The sequence below is a fragment of the Arthrobacter antioxidans genome (genome assembly GCF_023100725.1).
Taxonomy (GTDB): domain Bacteria; phylum Actinomycetota; class Actinomycetes; order Actinomycetales; family Micrococcaceae; genus Arthrobacter_D; species Arthrobacter_D antioxidans.
Genome location: NZ_CP095501.1, coordinates 3,406,645 through 3,424,875, shown reverse-complemented (window position 1 = coordinate 3,424,875; position 18,231 = coordinate 3,406,645). Strand labels below are relative to the sequence as shown.

At 70.0% G+C, this 18,231-nt stretch carries 21 protein-coding genes and 1 riboswitch; of the genes, 12 read left to right on the top strand and 9 right to left on the bottom strand.

All coding sequences use genetic code 11. From position 1 onward, the window contains the following. Window positions 1-94 precede the first annotated feature (94 nt). A complete protein-coding gene (locus MWM45_RS15825) occupies window positions 95-1,291 on the top strand; it encodes a TerC family protein (protein WP_247827261.1) in 1,197 nt (398 codons plus the stop codon). Window positions 1,292-1,294: 3 nt separating this feature from the next. Here the strand turns inward: MWM45_RS15825 and MWM45_RS15820 are convergent, their stop codons facing one another. From MWM45_RS15820 to MWM45_RS15795, 6 genes are all read right to left on the bottom strand, one after another. After that, window positions 1,295-1,702: a hypothetical protein gene (locus tag MWM45_RS15820; protein WP_247827260.1), complete on the bottom strand. Its 408-nt coding sequence runs from the start codon at window positions 1,700-1,702 to the stop codon at window positions 1,295-1,297. Window positions 1,703-1,809: 107 nt separating this feature from the next. Beyond that, window positions 1,810-2,124: a DMT family transporter gene (locus MWM45_RS15815; protein ID WP_247827259.1), complete on the bottom strand. Its 315-nt coding sequence runs from the start codon at window positions 2,122-2,124 to the stop codon at window positions 1,810-1,812. A 7-nt stretch (window positions 2,125-2,131) separates the two neighbouring features. Then, a riboswitch (guanidine-III (ykkC-III) riboswitch) is annotated at window positions 2,132-2,197 on the bottom strand. An 85-nt stretch (window positions 2,198-2,282) separates the two neighbouring features. Continuing rightward, the gene (locus tag MWM45_RS15810) at window positions 2,283-3,920 is read right to left on the bottom strand and encodes an ABC-F family ATP-binding cassette domain-containing protein (protein ID WP_247827258.1); all 1,638 of its coding nucleotides are present in this window, start codon (window positions 3,918-3,920) and stop codon (window positions 2,283-2,285) included. Window positions 3,921-3,972: 52 nt separating this feature from the next. After that, window positions 3,973-4,194 (bottom strand): hypothetical protein, encoded by a 222-nt coding sequence (locus MWM45_RS15805; protein ID WP_247827257.1) that lies wholly within the window; start codon window positions 4,192-4,194, stop codon window positions 3,973-3,975. A gap of 130 nt (window positions 4,195-4,324) precedes the next feature. Continuing rightward, window positions 4,325-4,732, bottom strand: coding sequence for a DUF302 domain-containing protein (locus tag MWM45_RS15800; RefSeq protein WP_247827256.1), 408 nt, complete (start codon window positions 4,730-4,732; stop codon window positions 4,325-4,327). 49 nt (window positions 4,733-4,781) lie between these two features. Continuing rightward, entirely contained in the window at window positions 4,782-5,039 is a 258-nt protein-coding gene (locus MWM45_RS15795) for a metal-sensitive transcriptional regulator (protein WP_104121696.1), read from the bottom strand. Between the two features lie 123 nt (window positions 5,040-5,162). On the opposite strand from MWM45_RS15795, the gene MWM45_RS15790 reads away from it, so the two are divergent. The 10 genes from MWM45_RS15790 (at window position 5,163) to MWM45_RS15745 (ending at window position 15,071) form a co-directional block, all read left to right on the top strand. Then, window positions 5,163-5,843, top strand: coding sequence for a rhodanese-like domain-containing protein (locus tag MWM45_RS15790; protein WP_247827255.1), 681 nt, complete (start codon window positions 5,163-5,165; stop codon window positions 5,841-5,843). Continuing rightward, a complete protein-coding gene (locus tag MWM45_RS15785; protein WP_247827254.1) occupies window positions 5,840-6,748 on the top strand; it encodes a sulfite exporter TauE/SafE family protein in 909 nt (302 codons plus the stop codon). The genes MWM45_RS15790 and MWM45_RS15785 overlap by 4 nt, the downstream gene beginning before the upstream one ends. 50 nt (window positions 6,749-6,798) lie before the next feature. Continuing rightward, window positions 6,799-7,110, top strand: a complete 312-nt coding sequence (locus tag MWM45_RS15780; RefSeq protein ID WP_247827253.1) for a rhodanese-like domain-containing protein — start codon at window positions 6,799-6,801, stop codon at window positions 7,108-7,110. 204 nt (window positions 7,111-7,314) lie between these two features. Continuing rightward, a complete protein-coding gene (locus tag MWM45_RS15775; RefSeq protein WP_247827252.1) occupies window positions 7,315-8,724 on the top strand; it encodes an MBL fold metallo-hydrolase in 1,410 nt (469 codons plus the stop codon). A 198-nt stretch (window positions 8,725-8,922) separates the two neighbouring features. Continuing rightward, window positions 8,923-10,242, top strand: a complete 1,320-nt coding sequence (locus MWM45_RS15770; RefSeq protein ID WP_247827251.1) for a M20 family metallopeptidase — start codon at window positions 8,923-8,925, stop codon at window positions 10,240-10,242. A 61-nt stretch (window positions 10,243-10,303) separates the two neighbouring features. After that, the gene (locus MWM45_RS15765; RefSeq protein WP_247827250.1) at window positions 10,304-11,872 is read left to right on the top strand and encodes an AbgT family transporter; all 1,569 of its coding nucleotides are present in this window, start codon (window positions 10,304-10,306) and stop codon (window positions 11,870-11,872) included. 94 nt (window positions 11,873-11,966) lie between these two features. Continuing rightward, the gene (locus tag MWM45_RS15760) at window positions 11,967-12,914 is read left to right on the top strand and encodes an ATP-grasp domain-containing protein (protein WP_247827249.1); all 948 of its coding nucleotides are present in this window, start codon (window positions 11,967-11,969) and stop codon (window positions 12,912-12,914) included. A gap of 160 nt (window positions 12,915-13,074) precedes the next feature. Next, a complete protein-coding gene (locus MWM45_RS15755) occupies window positions 13,075-13,497 on the top strand; it encodes a ChaB family protein (RefSeq protein ID WP_247827248.1) in 423 nt (140 codons plus the stop codon). Between the two features lie 101 nt (window positions 13,498-13,598). Continuing rightward, window positions 13,599-14,654, top strand: a complete 1,056-nt coding sequence (locus MWM45_RS15750) for an iron-siderophore ABC transporter substrate-binding protein (protein ID WP_247827247.1) — start codon at window positions 13,599-13,601, stop codon at window positions 14,652-14,654. Between the two features lie 93 nt (window positions 14,655-14,747). Beyond that, window positions 14,748-15,071: a PRC-barrel domain-containing protein gene (locus MWM45_RS15745; protein ID WP_247827246.1), complete on the top strand. Its 324-nt coding sequence runs from the start codon at window positions 14,748-14,750 to the stop codon at window positions 15,069-15,071. A gap of 62 nt (window positions 15,072-15,133) precedes the next feature. On the opposite strand, the gene MWM45_RS15740 is transcribed toward MWM45_RS15745, so the two are convergent. Both MWM45_RS15740 and MWM45_RS15735 read right to left on the bottom strand, forming a co-directional pair. Further along, window positions 15,134-15,403 carry a DUF6480 family protein gene (locus MWM45_RS15740; RefSeq protein ID WP_247827245.1) on the bottom strand — a complete coding sequence of 90 codons (270 nt, stop codon included), beginning with the start codon at window positions 15,401-15,403 and terminating at the stop codon, window positions 15,134-15,136. 141 nt (window positions 15,404-15,544) lie between these two features. Beyond that, the gene (locus MWM45_RS15735) at window positions 15,545-15,853 is read right to left on the bottom strand and encodes a hypothetical protein (protein ID WP_247827244.1); all 309 of its coding nucleotides are present in this window, start codon (window positions 15,851-15,853) and stop codon (window positions 15,545-15,547) included. 208 nt (window positions 15,854-16,061) lie between these two features. Between MWM45_RS15735 and MWM45_RS15730 the strand changes: the two genes are divergently transcribed. Then, the gene (locus MWM45_RS15730) at window positions 16,062-16,745 is read left to right on the top strand and encodes a GNAT family N-acetyltransferase (protein WP_247827243.1); all 684 of its coding nucleotides are present in this window, start codon (window positions 16,062-16,064) and stop codon (window positions 16,743-16,745) included. Between the two features lie 77 nt (window positions 16,746-16,822). Here MWM45_RS15730 and MWM45_RS15725 read toward each other — a convergent pair whose 3' ends face one another. After that, window positions 16,823-18,193 carry a dihydrolipoyl dehydrogenase family protein gene (locus MWM45_RS15725; protein WP_247827242.1) on the bottom strand — a complete coding sequence of 457 codons (1,371 nt, stop codon included), beginning with the start codon at window positions 18,191-18,193 and terminating at the stop codon, window positions 16,823-16,825. Between the last annotated feature and the right edge of the window lie 38 nt (window positions 18,194-18,231).

Sequence of the window (18,231 nt, the reverse complement as noted above, 5' to 3'; positions counted from 1 at the left end):
GTCAAAAAGATAGGGACTGCGCCAGTCTAGGTGTGCCCGTACCGTTAGCGGGACAATCGAAGACCATCACCAACGACGGCGGGAGATGCGCAGCATGGAAACACCGTTCTACGTCTGGGTCGGCACCATCATCGGCATCGTCGGGCTGCTGCTGTTCGACTTCTTCTTCCACGTGCGCAAGGCGCACACCCCCACGCTGCGCGAGTCGGCGATCTGGTCCTCGATCTACGTGGGCCTCGCGCTGCTGTTCGGCGTCGGCGTGCTGGTGTTCGGCGGACCGACCATGGGCACCGAGTACTTCGCCGGGTACGTCACGGAGAAGGCGCTCTCCGTGGACAACCTGTTCGTCTTCCTCATCATCATGGCGAGCTTCAAGGTCCCCCGCGCGGATCAGCAGAAGGTACTGCTCTTCGGCATCGTCTTCGCGCTGATCGCCCGCACCGGATTCATCTTCCTGGGCGCCGCGCTGATCAACACCTTCGCCTGGGTGTTCTACATCTTCGGCCTGATCCTCCTGCTGACCGCGGGCAACCTGCTGAAGCCGGACGGGCACGACGACGCCGGCGACAGCCTCATCATCCGGCTCGCGAAGCGCTTCCTCCCCGCCTCCGAGCACTACGACGGCGACAAGCTGTTCACGATGGTGGACGGCAAGCGCGTCCTCACGCCCATGCTGCTGGTCATGGTCGCGATCGGCGGCACCGACATCCTCTTCGCCCTCGACTCCATCCCCGCGATCTTCGGGCTGACCCAGAACACCTTCATCGTGTTCACGGCCACGGCCTTCTCGCTCATGGGCCTGCGGCAGCTGTACTTCCTGATCGACGAGCTGCTCGACCGCCTGATCTACCTCTCCTACGGCCTCGCCGTGATCCTCGGGTTCATCGGCGTGAAGCTCATCCTCCACGCCCTGCACGAGAACACCCTGCCGTTCATCAACGGCGGCGAGCACGTCCCGGTGGTCGAGATCAGTACCGGGGTGTCGCTGAGCGTGATCCTCGGGGTCCTCATCGTGACCGTCCTGGCCTCGGTCCTGAGCCCCAAGGGGCGGGCGAAGAACGCCATCTCCGGCGCGAAGCGGCACGCCTCCGAGTACCTGGACCTCAACTACGAGACCGACATGGCCGAGCGCGAGAAGATCTTCGCCAGGCTGTGCGCCGAGGAGGAGGGCCTGAGGAAGCTGCCCGAGAAGTTCAAGCGCCTCATCCGGAACGAGACCGAGTTCATGGAGCTGATTCGCCGGGCGCACATCGAGCACGACGCCGCACTGGAAAGGGAACCGCGCGGGTAGGCCCTACGCCCACCCACCCGCGACGGAGGGGTTCAGGACGCTGCTGCCCAGGATCTCGTCGAGCAGTTCCAGCGGGGCTCCGGGCGGCAGCGGGATGCCTGGGCTCATGGATGGTGCGTGCACCGGGCCGTCGTCGCCCCGATCTGCCGGGGCGGGGACCGGGCACCCGGTCCACGAGTAGGGGGCACGCTTGCCGCGGGACTCCTCGGCCGGCAGGACGTCGTCGATCAGTTCGTTGACGGCCTGGGAGACGACGTCGGCGTCCTCGGCGTCGAGGCCGAGGACGCCGTGGAGGTAGGCGTCGAACTCGAAGTAGTCGATCCCGCCCCCCACGTTGCAGTAGTGCATCCACGTCTCGTAGACGGAGAGTCCGGCGAACTCCATGGCCATCAGCGTGTCGTCGTGCTGCATTCTGCTCAACCCCCGGTCGGTGGCCCCCCTGTGAGCCTTCACCGATCCTGTCGGACGAACGTCAACTGAAACGGGTGGTCACACTCAGTTTTGGCGCAAGGGATGGCTTAGTGCGCGAGTTTCAGACCGATGACGCCGCCGACGATCATCATCAGGAACACGATCTTCAGGAGCGACGCGGGCTCCGAGCCGGTCGCCATCGCGTAGACGACGGTCAGGGACGCGCCGATGCCCACCCAGACCGCATACGCCGTGCCGATGGGCAGGGTCCGCATCGCATAGGCCAGGCCGGCCATGCTCGCGACGATGGCGACGCCGAACACCACGGTCGGCGCGAGCCGGGTGAAGCCCTCCGATCGGCCGAGGGCTGTCGCCCAGACGGCTTCGAGGACTCCGGAGATTACGAGGACGATCCAGGCCATGACTCTCTCTGGGCCGTCTTGTCGCACACCGGGTACGGCACCCCTCGTCCGGGAAGCGGCAGGTGCGCGCTCCGAAGTCCATGCTGTCACGGATGCGCAGCAGGAGGAGGGTCCGTTCGCTTCGGGTGAGGGGCTTCCGGCGGAGGTATGATGCCGCGTCAGCCGACGGTGACCCTGCCGCCCTCCACGTGCCAGCGCTCGTCGAGGCGCACGTTCTCCAGCAGCCGGCGGTCGTGCGTGACCAGCAGGAGCGCGCCCGTGTAGGACTCGAGGGCGTCCTCCAGCTGCTCGATGGCCGGCAGGTCGAGGTGGTTGGTCGGTTCGTCCAGGACCAGGAGGTTCACGCCGCGGGCCTGCAGCAGGGCGAGCCCGGCACGGGTCCGTTCGCCGGGGGAGAGGGAGCCGACGGCGGCGCGCACCTGGTCGGCCTTCAGCCCGAACTTCGCGAGGAGGGTGCGGACCTCGCCCTGCGACATCTCCGGCACCAGGGATTCGAAGGCCGCGCCCAGGGGGAGGGCGTCGTCGAGCTGCCCGCGGGCCTGGTCGATCTCGCCGACGGCGACGCTGGAGCCGAGCGTTCCGGCGCCGTCATCGGGCTGCTGATGACCGAGCAGGAGGCGCAGCAGCGTGGACTTCCCCGCGCCGTTGGGGCCGGTGATCCCGATGCGCTCACCCGCGTTCACCTGCACCGAGACGGGCCCGAGGCTGAAGGCGCCCTGCGTGACGGAGGCGCTGTTCAGGGTGGCGACGACGGAGCTCGAGCGCGGCGCGGCACCGATGGTGAACTGCAGCTGCCACTCCTTGCGGGGTTCCTCGACCTCGTCCAGCCGGGCGATGCGCGATTCCATCTGGCGGACCTTCTGCGCCTGCTTCTCCGAGGACTCGGCGCTCGCCTTCCGGCGGATCTTGTCGTTGTCGGGATTCTTCTTCATGGCGTTGCGCACGCCCTGCGAACTCCACTCGCGCTGCGTGCGGGCACGGCCCACGAGGTCCTGCTTCTTGTCCGCGTACTCCTCGTAGGCCTCACGGGCGTGCCGGCGGGCCACGGCGCGCTCGTCCAGGAAGGCGTCGTACCCGCCGTCGTACACCGCCACCCTGTTCTGTGCGAGGTCCAGTTCGACGACGGTGGTGACGCAGCGCGCCAGGAACTCGCGGTCGTGCGAGACGAGGACCGCGCCGCCGCGCAGGTTCTGGATGAAGGACTCCAGGCGGTCCAGCCCGGCGAGGTCCAGGTCGTTGGTGGGTTCGTCGAGGAGCACGATGTCGAAGCGGCTCAGCAGCAGGGCGGCCAGCGCGACCCGCGCGAGCTGCCCGCCGGACAGCGCTGTGGTGGGGGTGGCCGGGTCGAGGCCTCCCGCCACGTCGGCGAGGACGGCCGGCATGCGGTCCTCGAGGTCCACGGCCCCGGAGGACATCCAGTGGTCGAGCGCCAGGGCATAGGTGTCGTCGGCGCCCTTGGCCCCACTCCCGAGCGCCGCGGCGGCGTCCTCCATGGCGAGGGTCGCCGCCGTCGTGCCGGTCCTCCGGCCGATGTAGGCAGCCACCGTCTCACCTGCGACGCGCTCGTGCTCCTGCGGGAGCCAGCCCACGAAGGCGTCGGTCGGGGTGGTCCTGACGGTGCCGGCGAGAGGGGTGTCCGCTCCCGCGAGGAGGCGCAGGAGGGTGGTCTTGCCGGCACCGTTGGCTCCCACGACGCCGACGACGTCCCCGGGCGAGACGGTGAGGTCGAGTTTCGAGAAGAGGGTGCGGTGGGCGTGGCCCCCGGACAGGTCCTTCGCCACGAGGGTTGCAGTCATCCCTCCAGTCTAGGAGGGCCGGCGGTGCCTGCCCGTACTGCGGGGGAGCGGCTCAGGCAGGGACGCGCCAGATGCTGTACTCGTCGAGGTGGAGCATGGCGCGGTGTCCGGCCAGGTCGTCGCGGATCCAGACGACGCCGGGACCGGGCGCGGTGTCCTCCACGCACCCGCGGTAGTGCACTTCGTTCCTGCGGCGTGCCTCGACGATCGTCCCCGGGGTCAGCGCGCAGAGGTCGAGGACGCGGGCGGTGGTGCGGGTGGCGATGGCGGTCATCGGTGCTCCTTGGTGATCCAGGGGTCGGCCCGCTGGGACGGCGGACTACCTCCATGATTCGGGAGCGGTATTGCGGGCGTGTTTCCGGGACGTTTAGTTCCCGACGTCGGCGGGCCGGCCCGGCTTGCGGTCAGGAAGCGAGATCCGCCAGGGCCCTGCCGAGGCGGGCTCCGGCGTCGTAGGCCACCGCTTCGATCGCCGGGCTCGCGCTGAGCCGGACCATGGTCTGCGGGTCGATGGCCTCGATCGTGGTCTGCTGTTCGTCCCGGCGGCGCCGGACGACGACGTTGCAGGGCAGGAGTGCGCCCATGGAGGGTTCCGCTGCGAGTGCCCGGCTCGCCAGGGCGGGGTTGCAGGCGCCGAGGATGAGGTAGTCACCGACGGCGTCGGCGGCTTCCACCCCGAGCTTCGCCTCGAAGGTGGCCCGCACGTCGATCTCGGTGAGGATCCCGAACCCCTGCTCCTTCAGCGCTTCCCTGGTGCGGCGTACTGCCTCGTCCCAGGGCAGGGGGACGGCGATGGAGTGGGTGTACGTCATGGGAGGCTCCTTCGGATCGGCGGGAGTTCGGATCGGGCGGGAATTCGGATCAGGCAAGGGTGAGGAAGAGCTTCTCGAGCTCCTTCTTGTCGAGGCTGGTGTCCTCGCGGACGATGCACTGCTCGAGGCCGCTGGCGATCACGGCGAACCCCGCGCGGTCCAGGGCCTTCGAGACGGCTGCGAGCTGGGTGACGACGTCCTTGCAGTCCTTGCCTTCCTCGAGCATGCGGGTGACCGCGGCGAGCTGCCCCTGGGCACGCTTGAGGCGGTTGATGACGGGAGTCATTTCGGTCGGGTCGAGTTGCATGGTCTTCTCCAGAAGTCGGGGGTTACCTGATCAGCCTATACCCCCAAGGGTATTTTGACTACCCCGGGGGGTATAGGGAATACTCCGGGGGGTATACCTTTCCGATTCGACCGAGAGGCTCCCATGAGCACCCCTTCCCCCGTGAACCCCGCCGTCCCCGCCGCGTCGGAGGCGACGTCCCCGTCGGCCCTGAGGGAGTTGTCCCCCGGGACACTGCGTGAGTGGGTGGCCGAGCACGAGGATCTCGTGGTGATCGACGTGCGGTCCGCAGCGGAGTTCGAGTCCCTGCACATCCACGGCTCCTACAACGTGCCGTTGCCGCTCCTCTCGGAGCACACCGACGAGCTCGCCGCCCGCCTGGGCAGCCGGGTGGTGCTGGCCTGCCAGTCCGGTGTCCGTGCCGAGCAGGCACGCCAGAAGCTGGCCGCTTCGGGCATCGGCGCAGCCCACGTCCTGACGGGAGGGGTGCCCGGGTACGCCGCCGTCGGTGGTGATGTGGTGCGGGGTGGCGGCCGCTGGGACCTCGAGCGTCAGGTCCGCATGGCCGCCGGCTCGCTCGTCCTCGTCGGCCTGGCTGGCGGACGCTTCGTCTCCCCGAGGATCCGGACCCTGGCCGGGGTCATCGGTACCGGCCTGACCTTCTCGGCCGCGACGAACACCTGTGCGATGGGCCGCGCGCTGTCCGCGATGCCCTGGAACAGGGCGGCCCAGGAACCCACCCGCGAATCCGCGATCCTGACCCTGCCCACCGCCTACGCCGGCGTCGGGGATGCCGAGGCCCGCCGGCAGGCCGACGTGGCATGAGCGCGGTCCTGATCCTCGTCCTGGCCCTGTCGATCCTCATCGGCCTGTCCCTGGGCGTCCTCGGCGGCGGCGGGTCCATCCTGACCGTCCCGATCCTCGTCTACGTGGCGGGCTTCGAGGCGAAGGAGGCCATCGCCGCGTCCCTCTTCGTCGTCGGCGTCACCTCCGCGGTCAGCGTCATCAGCCACGCCCGGAGCGGGCGGGTGATGTGGCGGACGGGGCTGATCTTCGGTGCGGCCGGCATGGTCGGCGCGTTCATCGGTGGGCTCCTCGGCGGGTTCATCCCCGGGCAGATCCTGCTCATCGCCTTCGCCCTGATGATGGTCGCAACCTCGATCGCCATGATCCGCGGTCGCAGGAAGGCCGGCGCGGCGGCCCACGGTGCGGTCACCGACGGCGTCAGGCGCGAACTGCCCCTCGGCCGGGTCCTCCTCGACGGCGTGGTCGTCGGGCTGGTCACAGGGCTCGTCGGGGCGGGTGGCGGGTTCCTCGTCGTCCCTGCCCTGGCGCTGCTCGGTGGACTGCCGATGTCCGTTGCCGTCGGCACGTCACTGGTCGTGATCTCCATGAAGTCCTTCGCCGGCCTCGCCGGGTACCTCACGACGGTGCAGATCGACTGGCCGCTCACGGTGGCGGTCACCGCCGCCGCGATCGTCGGATCCCTGATCGGTGCACAACTCGCCGGTCGCATCCCCGAGACGGCCCTCCGCAAGGCCTTCGGCTGGTTCGTGCTGGCCATGGGTACCGTCGTCCTCATCCAGCAGCTCCCCGCGGACTCGCGCCTCGCCGTCGCCGCGGTCGTCGCCGGGATCGCCCTCGCGGCACTCGCCGCCTGCCGGTTCATCGTCCCGGCCTGTCCCCTCAACGCCCGGCGCCGGCCCCGGATGACGGCGTCGGCGCCGTGACACGCCCGCCCCGGCCCGCCGCCCCCGCCGGCTCCAGGAAGGATGCCACCATGGCCGAGACCACCATCGCCGCGACCAACGATCGCCGGCACCACGAGCAGGTCCTCGACGTCCGCGAGGACTCCGAGGTGGCGTCCGGCATGATTCCCGGCGCCCTGCACATCCCCATGGGCCGGCTCCAGGGCCGTCTGCCGGAACTCGACCGGGACACGCCGGTGATCGTCGTCTGCCGCAGCGGCAACCGTTCCGCCCGCGTCGCGGAGATCCTGAATGCCGCGGGATTCACCGCCGACACCATGGCCGGCGGCATGGCCGCCTGGACCGCTGCGGGCCTGTCGATCGATCAGGCCCGCCGCGCCTGAGGCGTCGGCCTCCCCATGAACCGGGTGCGTGCTCGGACCCGTCCCGTCCCGGGCCCGGTCACGCACCCCCTCCCGGCACTCCGACCAGCCGCACCGCCGCCCTTGCGGTATACCCCTTGCGGTATACCCCTGGGGGTATTACGCTGGAGGAGAGCCGGATACCCCAGGGGGTATCTATAGCCATTCGAACCGAAGGAGTACCCGATGCTGATCGAACGCATCTACGACGAGGACCTCGCCCAGGCCAGCTACCTGATCGGCTGCCAGGCCAACGGGACAGCGGTCGTGGTCGACGGCCGGCGCGACATCGCCGTCTACCAGGACCTCGCCGCGAAGAACAACATGAGGATCGTGGCCGTCACCGAGACCCACATCCACGCGGACTACCTCTCGGGCACCCGCGAACTGGCCGCGGCGACCGGAGCGGCGATCTACGTCTCCGGCGAGGGCGGACCGGACTGGCAGTACGCCTTCGAGGGCACGCGCCTGGTCGACGGCGACACGATCACCGTCGGCAACATCAGCATCCGGGCCCTCCACACTCCCGGGCACACCCCCGAGCACCTGTCCTTCCTCGTCATCGACGGCGCGTTCAGCGACCAGCCCGGCTACCTGCTCTCGGGCGACTTCGTGTTCTCCGGGGACCTCGGCCGCCCGGACCTGCTGGACGAGGCCGCCGGGGGCGTCGACACCCGCTTCGAGGGAGCGAAGCAGCTGTTCCGGAGCCTGCAGGAGAAGTTCCTGACCCTGCCCGACTACGTGCAGGTCCACCCCGCCCACGGCGCCGGCAGCGCCTGCGGCAAGGCCCTGGGCGCGATCCCGTCCTCCACCGTCGGCTACGAGCGGCTCTACTCCTGGTGGGGCCCCTACCTCGCCGCGAACGACGAGCAGGGCTTCATCGACGAACTCCTCGACGGCCAGCCCGACGCCCACGCCTACTTCGGGCGGATGAAGCGCGAGAACCGGGACGGCCCCGCGATCATGGGAGAGCGCGCACCGCTGACCGAACTCGACACCGACCGGGTCGCCGCCGGCCTCGCCGCCGACACCCTGACGTTCATCGACGCCCGCACCGCCGACCAGGTGCACACCGGGACCGTCCAGAGGTCCCTGAACATCCCCGCGAACGCCGCGATCGCCACCTACGGGGCGTGGGTCGTGAACCCCGAAACCGACACGAACCCGCTGGTCCTGCTCGCCTCCGGCCAGGACCAGGCCCAGCAGATCCGCGACCACCTGGTCCGCGTCGGCATCGACGACATCGCCGGATACGTCACCAGCCTCCACGGGCTGCCCCTCACCACGCCGACGCTGATCCGCCCGGCGGACCTCGCCGACGCCGATCCGGCGATGATCCTCGACGTCCGGAACCGCACCGAACACACCACCGGGCACATCCCCGGAGCCCACCAGCTCAACGGCGGACGCGTCATGTGGCACCTCGACGAACTCCCCACCACCGGCACCATCGTCACCTACTGCCAGAGCGGACTCAGGAACTCCGTCGCCGCCAGCGCCCTCCGCCGCGCCGGCTACGACATCGCCGAACTCGACGGCAGCTACAACGCCTGGACCGCATCCCAGCAGGCACGGGAGATTACGGCCGCCCGCTGATCCCTGCCAGGACGGGCCCGTCAGTTCCTGACGGGCCCGTCCTGGTACCCGGCGTCGCGTGGAGGCAGGAAGGGCGCCCCTGGCCACCGGTCATCCGGACAGCTCCATCGTTTCCTCCCGGTGGTCCACCCCGTGAGTGTTACCCGGCATGTCCGCGGAGAACTGCGCAGGCTACGAATAGTTGCCTAAGCTACTCGAATGGACGAACCCACCCGACCGGACCCTGCCTACCTGGCGTCGATCGACGAGCGGACGCGACGGCTCCTCGCCGACGCGGTCCCGGATGTGTCCCCCTTCGAGGGCGCGCCCGCCGACCTCGCCGACGCGGTCGAGCAGGGCGTGGACGCCGTCGGCGAGCGCCTGCGGCACGTCGTCCAGCACCTGCACAAGCATCCGGAGACCGCGTTCAAGGAGCACCGCAGCGCGATGCTCCTGCATCAGGAGATCACCCGCCACGGTGTCGAGGCGCGACTGGGGGAGTACGGCGTCGAGACGTCGGTGCGTGCGGAGGCGGGCGGTGCCGACCGGGGACCCACGATCGCGATCCTCGCCGAGTACGACGCCCTCCCCGAGATCGGCCACGCCTGCGGCCACAACGTGATCGCCGCGGCGGGCCTCGGCGCCTTCCTGGCCCTGGCCGCGCACGCGGACCGGCTGCCGGGCCGCGTCGTGTTCCTCGGTACACCCGCCGAGGAAGGACACTCCGGCAAGGAGGTCATGGCGCGCCACGGGGCGTTCGACGACGTCGACGCCGCCATCATGGTGCACCCGTACGGCTACGACCTCGCCGACCAGGTCTGGCTCGGACGCCGCCTGCTGACCCTCACGTTCACCGGCATCGAGGCGCACGCATCCGCGCAGCCCTTCATGGGCCGGAACGCGCTCGACGCCGCGAGCCTCGCCTACCAGGGCATCGGGCTGCTGCGGCAGCAGCTGCCGCCGTCGGACCGCGTGCACGCGAACATCACGGCCGGCGGCGAGAGCCCGAACATCATCCCCGGCCGTGCCGTGATGAAGCTCTACGCGCGCTCGCAGCAGCCCGCGACCCTGCGGGACCTCAGCGCCCGGCTCGAGGACGTGGCCCGCGGCGCCGCCCTGATGACGGGCACGGCCGTGGAACTGCAGTGGGACGAGCACCCGCCGTCGCTCCCGATCCGCACCAACAGTGCGCTCACCGGCCGGTGGGTGGCGGCGCAGCAGCGGCGCGGACGCTCCCCGTTACCGCTCGGCGTGGTCTCGGAGACCCTCGCGGCATCGACCGACTTCGGGAACGTGAGCTTCCGCGTGCCCGGGATCCACCCGCTGATCCGCATCGCGGAGCCCTCCACCGCCCTGCACACGCGGGGCTTCGCCGCCGCCGCCGCGAGCGGGGCCGCGGAGCAGGGGGCGCTCGACGGCGCCGTCGGCCTGGCGCTCACGGCGCTGGACTACCTCACCGACGCGTCCCTGCAGGCGGCCGTGCACGAGGAGTTCGAAGCCCAGGGCGGCGCGATCGACGTGCCCGGCTACTTCGCCTGACCCGGCACCACCGGGTCCGGCCCCACGCACCACCCGACGCACGAACCGCCAAGGAGAACGCATGTCATCGAGTGTCGCGACCCGCCCCGGTCTGACGGACCGGTTCCTCACGGGCGTGGAGAGGGTCGGCAACAGGTTGCCCGATCCGTTCATGCTCTTCCTGATCCTCTTCGGGATCACGGCCGTGGTCACCACGGGCATGGCGCTCGGCAACGTGACCGTGCAGGTGCCCGGCGCCGCGGAGGTGACGGTCATCAAGGGCCTCTTCACGGCGGAGGGCCTCACCTGGCTGACCGAGAACATCGGCGCGAACTACCTCGGCTTCCCGCCGCTGGCCACGGTGCTGCCCATCCTCCTGGCGGTCGGTGTGGCGGAGAAGTCCGGTCTGCTCGGCGCGCTCATCCGCCGTGTCTTCGGCTCCGCCCCGCGCTGGGCCCTGCCCTACGCGGTGGGCCTCGTGGGCGTCGTCGGGTCGGTCATGTCGGATTCCGCGTTCGTCATCATCCCGCCGCTCGCGGCCCTCGTCTTCAAGGCCGCCGGACGCCACCCCGTGGCCGGACTGCTCGGCGGCTTCGCGGCCGCAGGAGCCGGCTACTCCACCAACCTGCTCGTCACGAGCCTCGACGCCCTGTTCGCCGGCATCACGACGGCGGTCACCGAGAACCTGCCCGACCCCGGCTCGCCCGTCACGCCGCTGTCCAACTACTACTTCAACATCGTGTCCTCGGTGGTCCTGATCCTGCTCGCCGGGTTCATCATCGACAAGGTGCTGGAGCCACGGCTCGCCCGCCAGAACGTTCCCGTCGACGAGCTCGTCGAGGACGGCGGGCACGCCGCACCCGTGAGCCTGAAGACCGAGCTGGAGCCGCGGGAGGCCCGCGGCCTGCGCTGGGCGCTGATCGCAGGCGGCGTCGTCGCCCTGGTGATCCTCGCCGCGGTGGTCGTCCCGGATTCGCCCTGGCGCAACGAGGCCGGTGGCTTCCTGCCGCGCTCGCCCCTGCTGAGCTCGATCGTCTTCATCGTGTTCCTGCTCTTCACGATCCCGGGGCTCGTCTACGGGCGGGTGGTCGGCACGATCACCACCGGACGCGACGTCCCCCGGGTCATGGGCGAGGCCATCAAGGACATGGCGGGCTTCCTGGTGCTCGCGTTCATCCTCGGTCAGTTCATCGCCCTGTTCAACTGGTCCGGCATCGGCTCCTGGATCGCCGTCGCCGGCGCATCGGGCCTGGAGGCGATCGGCCTCACCGGCTACCCCGCGGTCCTCGCGTTCATCCTGCTGGCGTCCGTCCTGAACCTGTTCATCATCTCCGGGTCCTCGATGTGGACGCTCATGGCCTCCGTCTTCGTCCCGCTCTTCGCACTGCTCGGCTACGAACCGGCGTTCATCCAGGGAGCGTTCCGCGTGGGCGACTCGGCCACCCAGGTCATCACCCCCTTGAACCCCTACATGATCGTGCTGCTGACCATGCTGCGGAGGTACGAGCCGGACGCCGGACTCGGCACCCTGATGGCGCGGATGCTCCCCTTCGTGGTGCCCTTCTGGCTCGCCTGGGTGGCCATCCTCACGGTGTTCTACGCCCTCGACCTGCCGATGGGGCCCGGCAACGGCATCTTCATCGGGCAGTAGCCGCCGCGGCGTCCCGGCGACCGATGCCCCGGAATAGTTGCCCGGGCATACGGGTTACCCCACCAGACCCACCCGCCTCGACGGAAGGACCCCCATGACCACGGTGTACGCCCTGCACGAGAACCCCGAGTGGTTCCCTCCCTTCGCCCGCGCGTTCGAGGCCGAGGGTGTCGAGGTGGTGGAATGGCTGCTCACGGACGGCGTGCTGGACCTCGATGCCGTGCCGCCGGAGGGCATCTTCTGGTCGCGCATCAGCGCCTCCGCCCACACACGCGATCACGGCCTCTCGAAGGACTACGCGCGGTCCGTCCTCGCCTGGCTCGAGGCGCACGGGCGCCGCACGGTCAACGGCCGCCGCGTCCTGGAACTCGAGATGAGCAAGGTGGACCAGCTGACCGCCCTGAAGGCCGCCGGCATCGACACCCCGCGCACGGTCGCCGCCGTCGGCCGCGACCGCATCCTCGAGGCCGCACAGGGCTTCACGGCACCGTTCATCGTCAAGCACAACCAGGGCGGCAAGGGCCTCGGGGTGCGGAAATTCGACTCCCACGAGGGGCTCGCCGAGTACGTCGGGTCGAGCGCGTTCGAGGAACCGCAGGACGGCATCACGCTCGTGCAGGAGTACATCCAGGCCGCCGAACCCTTCATCACCCGGGCGGAGATCGTGGGCGGGAAATTCGTCTACGCGATCCAGGCGGACACAGCGCGCGGCGGTTTCCAGTTGTGCCCCGCGGACGCCTGTGCGATCGACCCGGTGACCGGCAGGCCCATCATGCCCCCGGGAGCCACTATCGCCCCCGAGCCCGGCCAGCAGCTCTTCAGCCTCCGTGAAGGGTTCGACCACCCCGTGATCGCCCAGTTCGAGGACTTCGCGCGGCGCACCGGCCTGGAGGTCTGCGGCATCGAGTTCATCGAGACCGAGGACGGGCGCGTCCTCACCTACGACGTCAACACCAACACGAACTACAACGCCGCCGTGGAGGCGGTGGCCCCGAAGTCCGCGCCCCGCGAACTGGTCCGGTACCTCGCCACGCTCGGCTGACGCCGTCGGCCGCCGCCGAGGAGGCGGAAAAGACCGCCCACGACGCCGTCGGACGGTCGTTTCGGCCCTCTGGGAGGACCGGGGCGGCCCGCTGCGATAGCGTGCTGGCAGGCCCCCGACGATCCGCGGGGGCCGCGGCCCCACCCGGAAGGATGCAGGGATGTCCCGATTCACGAATGACGGCAAGGTCAAACCCGAGACGCTCCCGAGCACGCTCCAGCGCTCCGACGAGAAGGCGCAGGACACGTTCGCCGCAACCCTCGACGCCGCGGAGGAGCAGTACGGCGACGGCGAGCGGGCCCACCGCACGGCCTTCGCCTCCCTGAAGCACGGCTTCGAGAAGGTGGGCGACCACTGGGAGCCGAAGGAGGAGAAGGGCCCCTCGGACGAGCAGGCCGCCGGCAGCCGTGCGGACGGAGGGCAGACCGCCGGCGGGGTGGACGCGAACTCGTCCAAGGAGCACCTCTACGCCCTGGCCAGGAAGCTCGACGTGCCGGGCCGATCCACCATGTCGAAGGCCGAACTCGTGGACGCCCTCCAGAAGGCGAACGATCGCGAGACACGCAAGGCCCGCGAGGGCTGACCATTACGCAACGAAAGTATTTCCTAATTGCGAGGGGCTTAGGTTAGCCTTACTTCTGTCCCGCCCCCGGCCACTCCAGGCCACAGAAGTCAAGGAACCCCATGGCCCCCACACGCCTGCACGGCCTCGTCGCTGCTGCCGCGATCGCCGTCCTGTCCCTCTCCGCCTGCTCCACCGGTCCGGCCGACGGCGGATCCGGCGCGGCGGACAGCGCCACCGCATCCGCCGATGGCGGGGGATTCCCGGTGACCCTCGAGCACGCCTTCGGCGAGACCACGCTGACCGAGAAGCCCGAGCGCGTGGCGACGGTGTCCTGGGTGAACGCGGACGTGTCCCTGGCGCTCGGCGTCGTCCCCGTGGGGATGCCCGCCGACACCTACGGCGGCAACGAGAACCAGTCCACCCCGTGGAAGGATGCCCGGCTCGAGGAACTCGACGCCGCCATCGGCACCGGGGACGCCCCCGTGCAGTACTCCGAGACCGACGGCATCGCCTTCGACGACATCGCCGCCACGACCCCCGACGTCATCCTCGCCGCGTACTCCGGGCTCTCCCGGGAGGATTACGACACCCTGAGCAAGATCGCCCCGGTCGTCGCCTACCCTGACGTTCCCTACGGCACCGCGTGGCAGGACTCCACGCGCATCATCGGCGAGGCGCTGGGCCTGTCCGACGACGCCGAGCAGCTCGTGGCCGACACGGAGCGGACCATCGCGGACGCCGCCGCCGAGTACCCGCAGCTGGAGGGCCGGACCTTCATCTACGGCAACCTCGAGCCGGCCAGTGCCGACGGCGTCAGCATCTACACGGCCAACGACAACCGCCCGCGCTTCCTGACCGAGCTCGGCATGGTCCAGGCCGACGTCGTCACCGAGAACACGAAGGACTCCACGGAATTCTTCATCCCGTGGTCGGCCGAGCGCGCCAACGAGCTGGACTCGGACGTCTTCGTGACCTGGGTCGCGGACGAGGCGACCAGGGAGGCCATCTCCGCCGATCCGCTGCTGCAGCAGATCCCCGCGGTCGAGAGCGGGGCGCTGGTGGCGGACAGCGACAACACGCTGACGCTGTCCGTCTCGGCGGCCAACCCGCTGAGCCTGCCCTGGGCGCTCGACCGCTTCCTGCCCATGCTCGGAGAGGCTGCCGACAAGGCCTGAGCGGCGCCGCACCCGACGCGTCGATTGCCCTCGGGCTGTATCTGGGCTGGAATGGGAAGCGAACCCCATCTCGTCCACTGAAGGGAACCCCCGATGGCTCAGGCCGAAATCACGAAACTCCAGGCCGCGACGGCCTGGGACAGCAAGGGCAAGAAGCTCGGCGATGTCAACGACGTGCACCTCGAGAAGGAATCGGGTATCCCCGCCTGGGTCACGGTGTCACTCGGCCTGCTCAACTCGCGCAAGCACTACGTGCCCCTGGCGAACTCGCGCTTCGAGGGCGACGACCTCCACCTCGCCTGGACGAAGAAGGAGATCTCCGACGCGCCCAGCGCCAACAGCAGCACCGAGCTCTCCCCGGAGGAGGAGACGGCCCTGATCGACCACTACGGGCTGCGCGACGGCGCCGAGGCCTGACCACCGCTCCTGCACCACGAAGCCCCCGTCCACCGGACGGGGGCTTCGTGGTGCAGGGCCGCTCAGGTCAGATTGAACAGCCCGATGATGTTGCCGACGATGAACAGCAGGACCAGGAGCACGACGACGGCGATGACGCCGATCCAGAGCCCGGTGACGCCCTTGGACTGGGTCTTGTTCTCGATGGTCGGCTGCTGCCAGGTGGTGCTGGCTTCTCCGGGAGGTGTCTCGCCCGGGGGGACGCCGCCACCGGGCTCGAGTCCCGTCAGGTTCATCTCCTCCGGGTCGGGGTTTCCCGCATTCGAGGGATCGGGGTTCTTTCGTTCGCTCATGCTGTCCTCCGCGTAGTCGGCCGGGTGCTTCCCTCCCACCCTACGCACAGGTTCATCAGTCTGCTTACTGATGCGTCCGGCAGCCCACGCTTGCGCTCACCGGCCGTCTCGGTCGGTGCTGCCGCCTACGGGTTCGATGCGCTAGCCGGCCGTGCCGTGGCCGGCTCCGCCGTCCTCTCCTGTGATGCCCTCCGCCGGACGGGCGGGTGTCTCCGCGGGGGGCGAGGCCTGCTCCCCGGGAGTCCAGGACATGCTGATGTTCACGCCGTCCTCGGTGTCCTCCACGAAGAGCTGGAGCTCCTCGCCGATCAGGGCCTCGTCGTGCACGGTGTCTCCGGCCTCACGCGCCAGGTCCGTCAGGCGGCTGATGGCCACCGCCATGGCGCGCCCCCAGTCATGGGGGTGCTTGCTCGTGGATTCCTCGGTCACAGTGAATTTCTTGTCGGTCATCGCCCCGCCGTCCTGCCGCTCGTGAAGAACCAAGCGCCCTTGCAATATGGATGGCTGCAACAGTAGCAGGGCCGCACGAGACGTCCGGGCGGGTGGCCGACCGGGCGTCGGTGGGCCGTCCAGGAAATTCCGGGGGTGGTACCGGCTAGCGTTCCTCCTGCCACGGTCTAGCAGCAGGCCTCGGTCTCCTGACCATCATCGGACCTCCATGACAGAACCATCCACCGTTCCCGATATCACCGGTGCAGCCGATGGCCCGGCACTCCACGCCCTGCCGACCCTGCCGACCCTGCCGACCCTGCCGACCCTGCCGACCCTGCCGACCCTGCCGACCCTGCCGACCCTGCCGACCGTCGCCGACGGCCCGGACGCGGCCGTCGTCGTGCCTCCCACGAAGCGGGAGCGCGAAGCGCACTGGATGGAGGACGCCGCGGCGTTCGACGTCGGCACCGCGTCCGTGGCCGATCTCCGCGGCCTCGCGAACAGGATGTTCCGCCTGCTCGACGCCGCCTTCCCGCCCGACCAGGCCGGCGAACGGTACGCGGCGGCGGTCGGCGAGATCGAGCGCCGGGCCCGCCGGGTCGCCGCCCACCCGGACGCCACGATCTCCCGGGGGGTTGTCAAGGACTCGGCGTTCGGGTCGCGGTTCGAACTGTTCGTGGACGGCGGCCTCGCCGCCTATCTCGAGTACTCGATGCACGGAGGGCAACTGACCCTGCGGGCGCTGGTCGGGATGCCGGGTTACGAGCAGCGCGGCCTGGGCCGCGTGCTGATGCGGCGTGCGGTCCTCAGCGCACACAAGCGCCGGCTGGACCTCGTCCCCGGATGCGAGGCGGTCCGGCTCTTCCTGCAGGAGAATCCGCAGTACCGGACGCTGGCCCGCACCTCCTGACCCGGCGTTCCCGGCCCCGTGGGTACGGCGGCGGGAACGGGCCGTGTGGACTGTCCGGCGGCGGGTAGGCCGCGATATCAGCTGTGGAGGCCGGCCCTGGCCGCCTGTCCGATGATCGCGCTGTACGTGGGGTAGGCGAACTTCACCCGGGCCAGCGTCGCGAGGTCGGTGCCCGCTGCCATGGCGGCGGCCACGGCGGTGATGACCTCGACGGCGTTCTCGCCCACCGCGTGTGCGCCGAGGATCAATTCGCGGCGCCGGTCGATCACGAGTTTGAGGAAGCCCTGCTCGCGGTCGTCGATGATGGGCCGTTCGACGGCGGCGTAGGGCACGGTGACGGCGTGGCATTCCGCGTCGCGTTCCCTCGCCTGGGCCTCCGTCAGCCCCACGCCCGCGTAATCGGGGTCGGTGAAGCCGCCCTCGGGCAGGAGGTGGTGCGGTGTGGTCCGCATGGCGCCCATCACGGCGTTCTCGGCCGCGGTCTCACCCTCGAAGACGGCCGCCTGCACCAGCATGCTGGTGCCGTTCGCGTCGCCCGCCACGAAGATGTGCGGCACGTTGGACCGCAGATAGTTGTCCACCGGGATGAAGGAGCGCGTGGTCCGGACGCCCGCCGCGTCGAGGCCCAGCCCGGCGAGGTTCGCGGGCCACCCGGCCGCCATGACGACGGCATCCACGGTGACGGACTCCGGTTCCTCGTCGCGCTGCCAGGTGAGCGTGAGGCCGCCGTCGCCCCGGCGGATGCCGTCGACACCGCTGATGCCTGCCTCCACCCGGATACCCCTGCCGCGGAAGCTGGCGGTGACGACCTCCGCGACGTCCTCGTCCTCCGTCATCAGGATGCGCGGTGCGACGTCGAGGAGGAGGACCTCCGAGCCCATGGCGTCGAAGATGGTGGTCATCTGGGCTCCTGTGTGTCCGCCGCCGATGATGGCGACGGTGCCGGGCAGGCTCGGGAGGTCCAGGACCTCGTGCGGCAGGACGGCGAGCTCCGCGCCCTCGATGGGCAGGCGGCGGCCGCTGCCGCCGATGCACAGGATGATCGCACCGGCCGTGATCTCCCGGCCGTCCACGACGACGGTGTGCTCGCCCGTGAGTTCGGCGTCGCCCTCGATGAGGTCGATGGCGAGGCGTTCCATCGTGGCTCCGTAACCCTTGGCATCGAGCACCCGCGCCACCGTGGCGCGCACCCGCTGCACCGTCCTGTCCCAGTCCACGGAGGGTTCGGCGACGACGATCCCGTAGTCGTAGGCCGTGCGGACCTCGCGGAACAGCCGTGCGGTCTTGGCGAGCACCCGGGTGGGGACGCACCCCGAGTTCACGCACGTCCCGCCGAGCGCGGAGCGTTCGACGACGGCGGTGCGCGCCCCGAGTTCGGCCGCGCGCGTGGCGGCCGCCATGCCGGCGGGCCCACCGCCGATGACGAGGACATCGAACGTGTGGTCCATGGAGTGCTCCTTGAGATCGTCCGGGGTGGCTCGTCCCA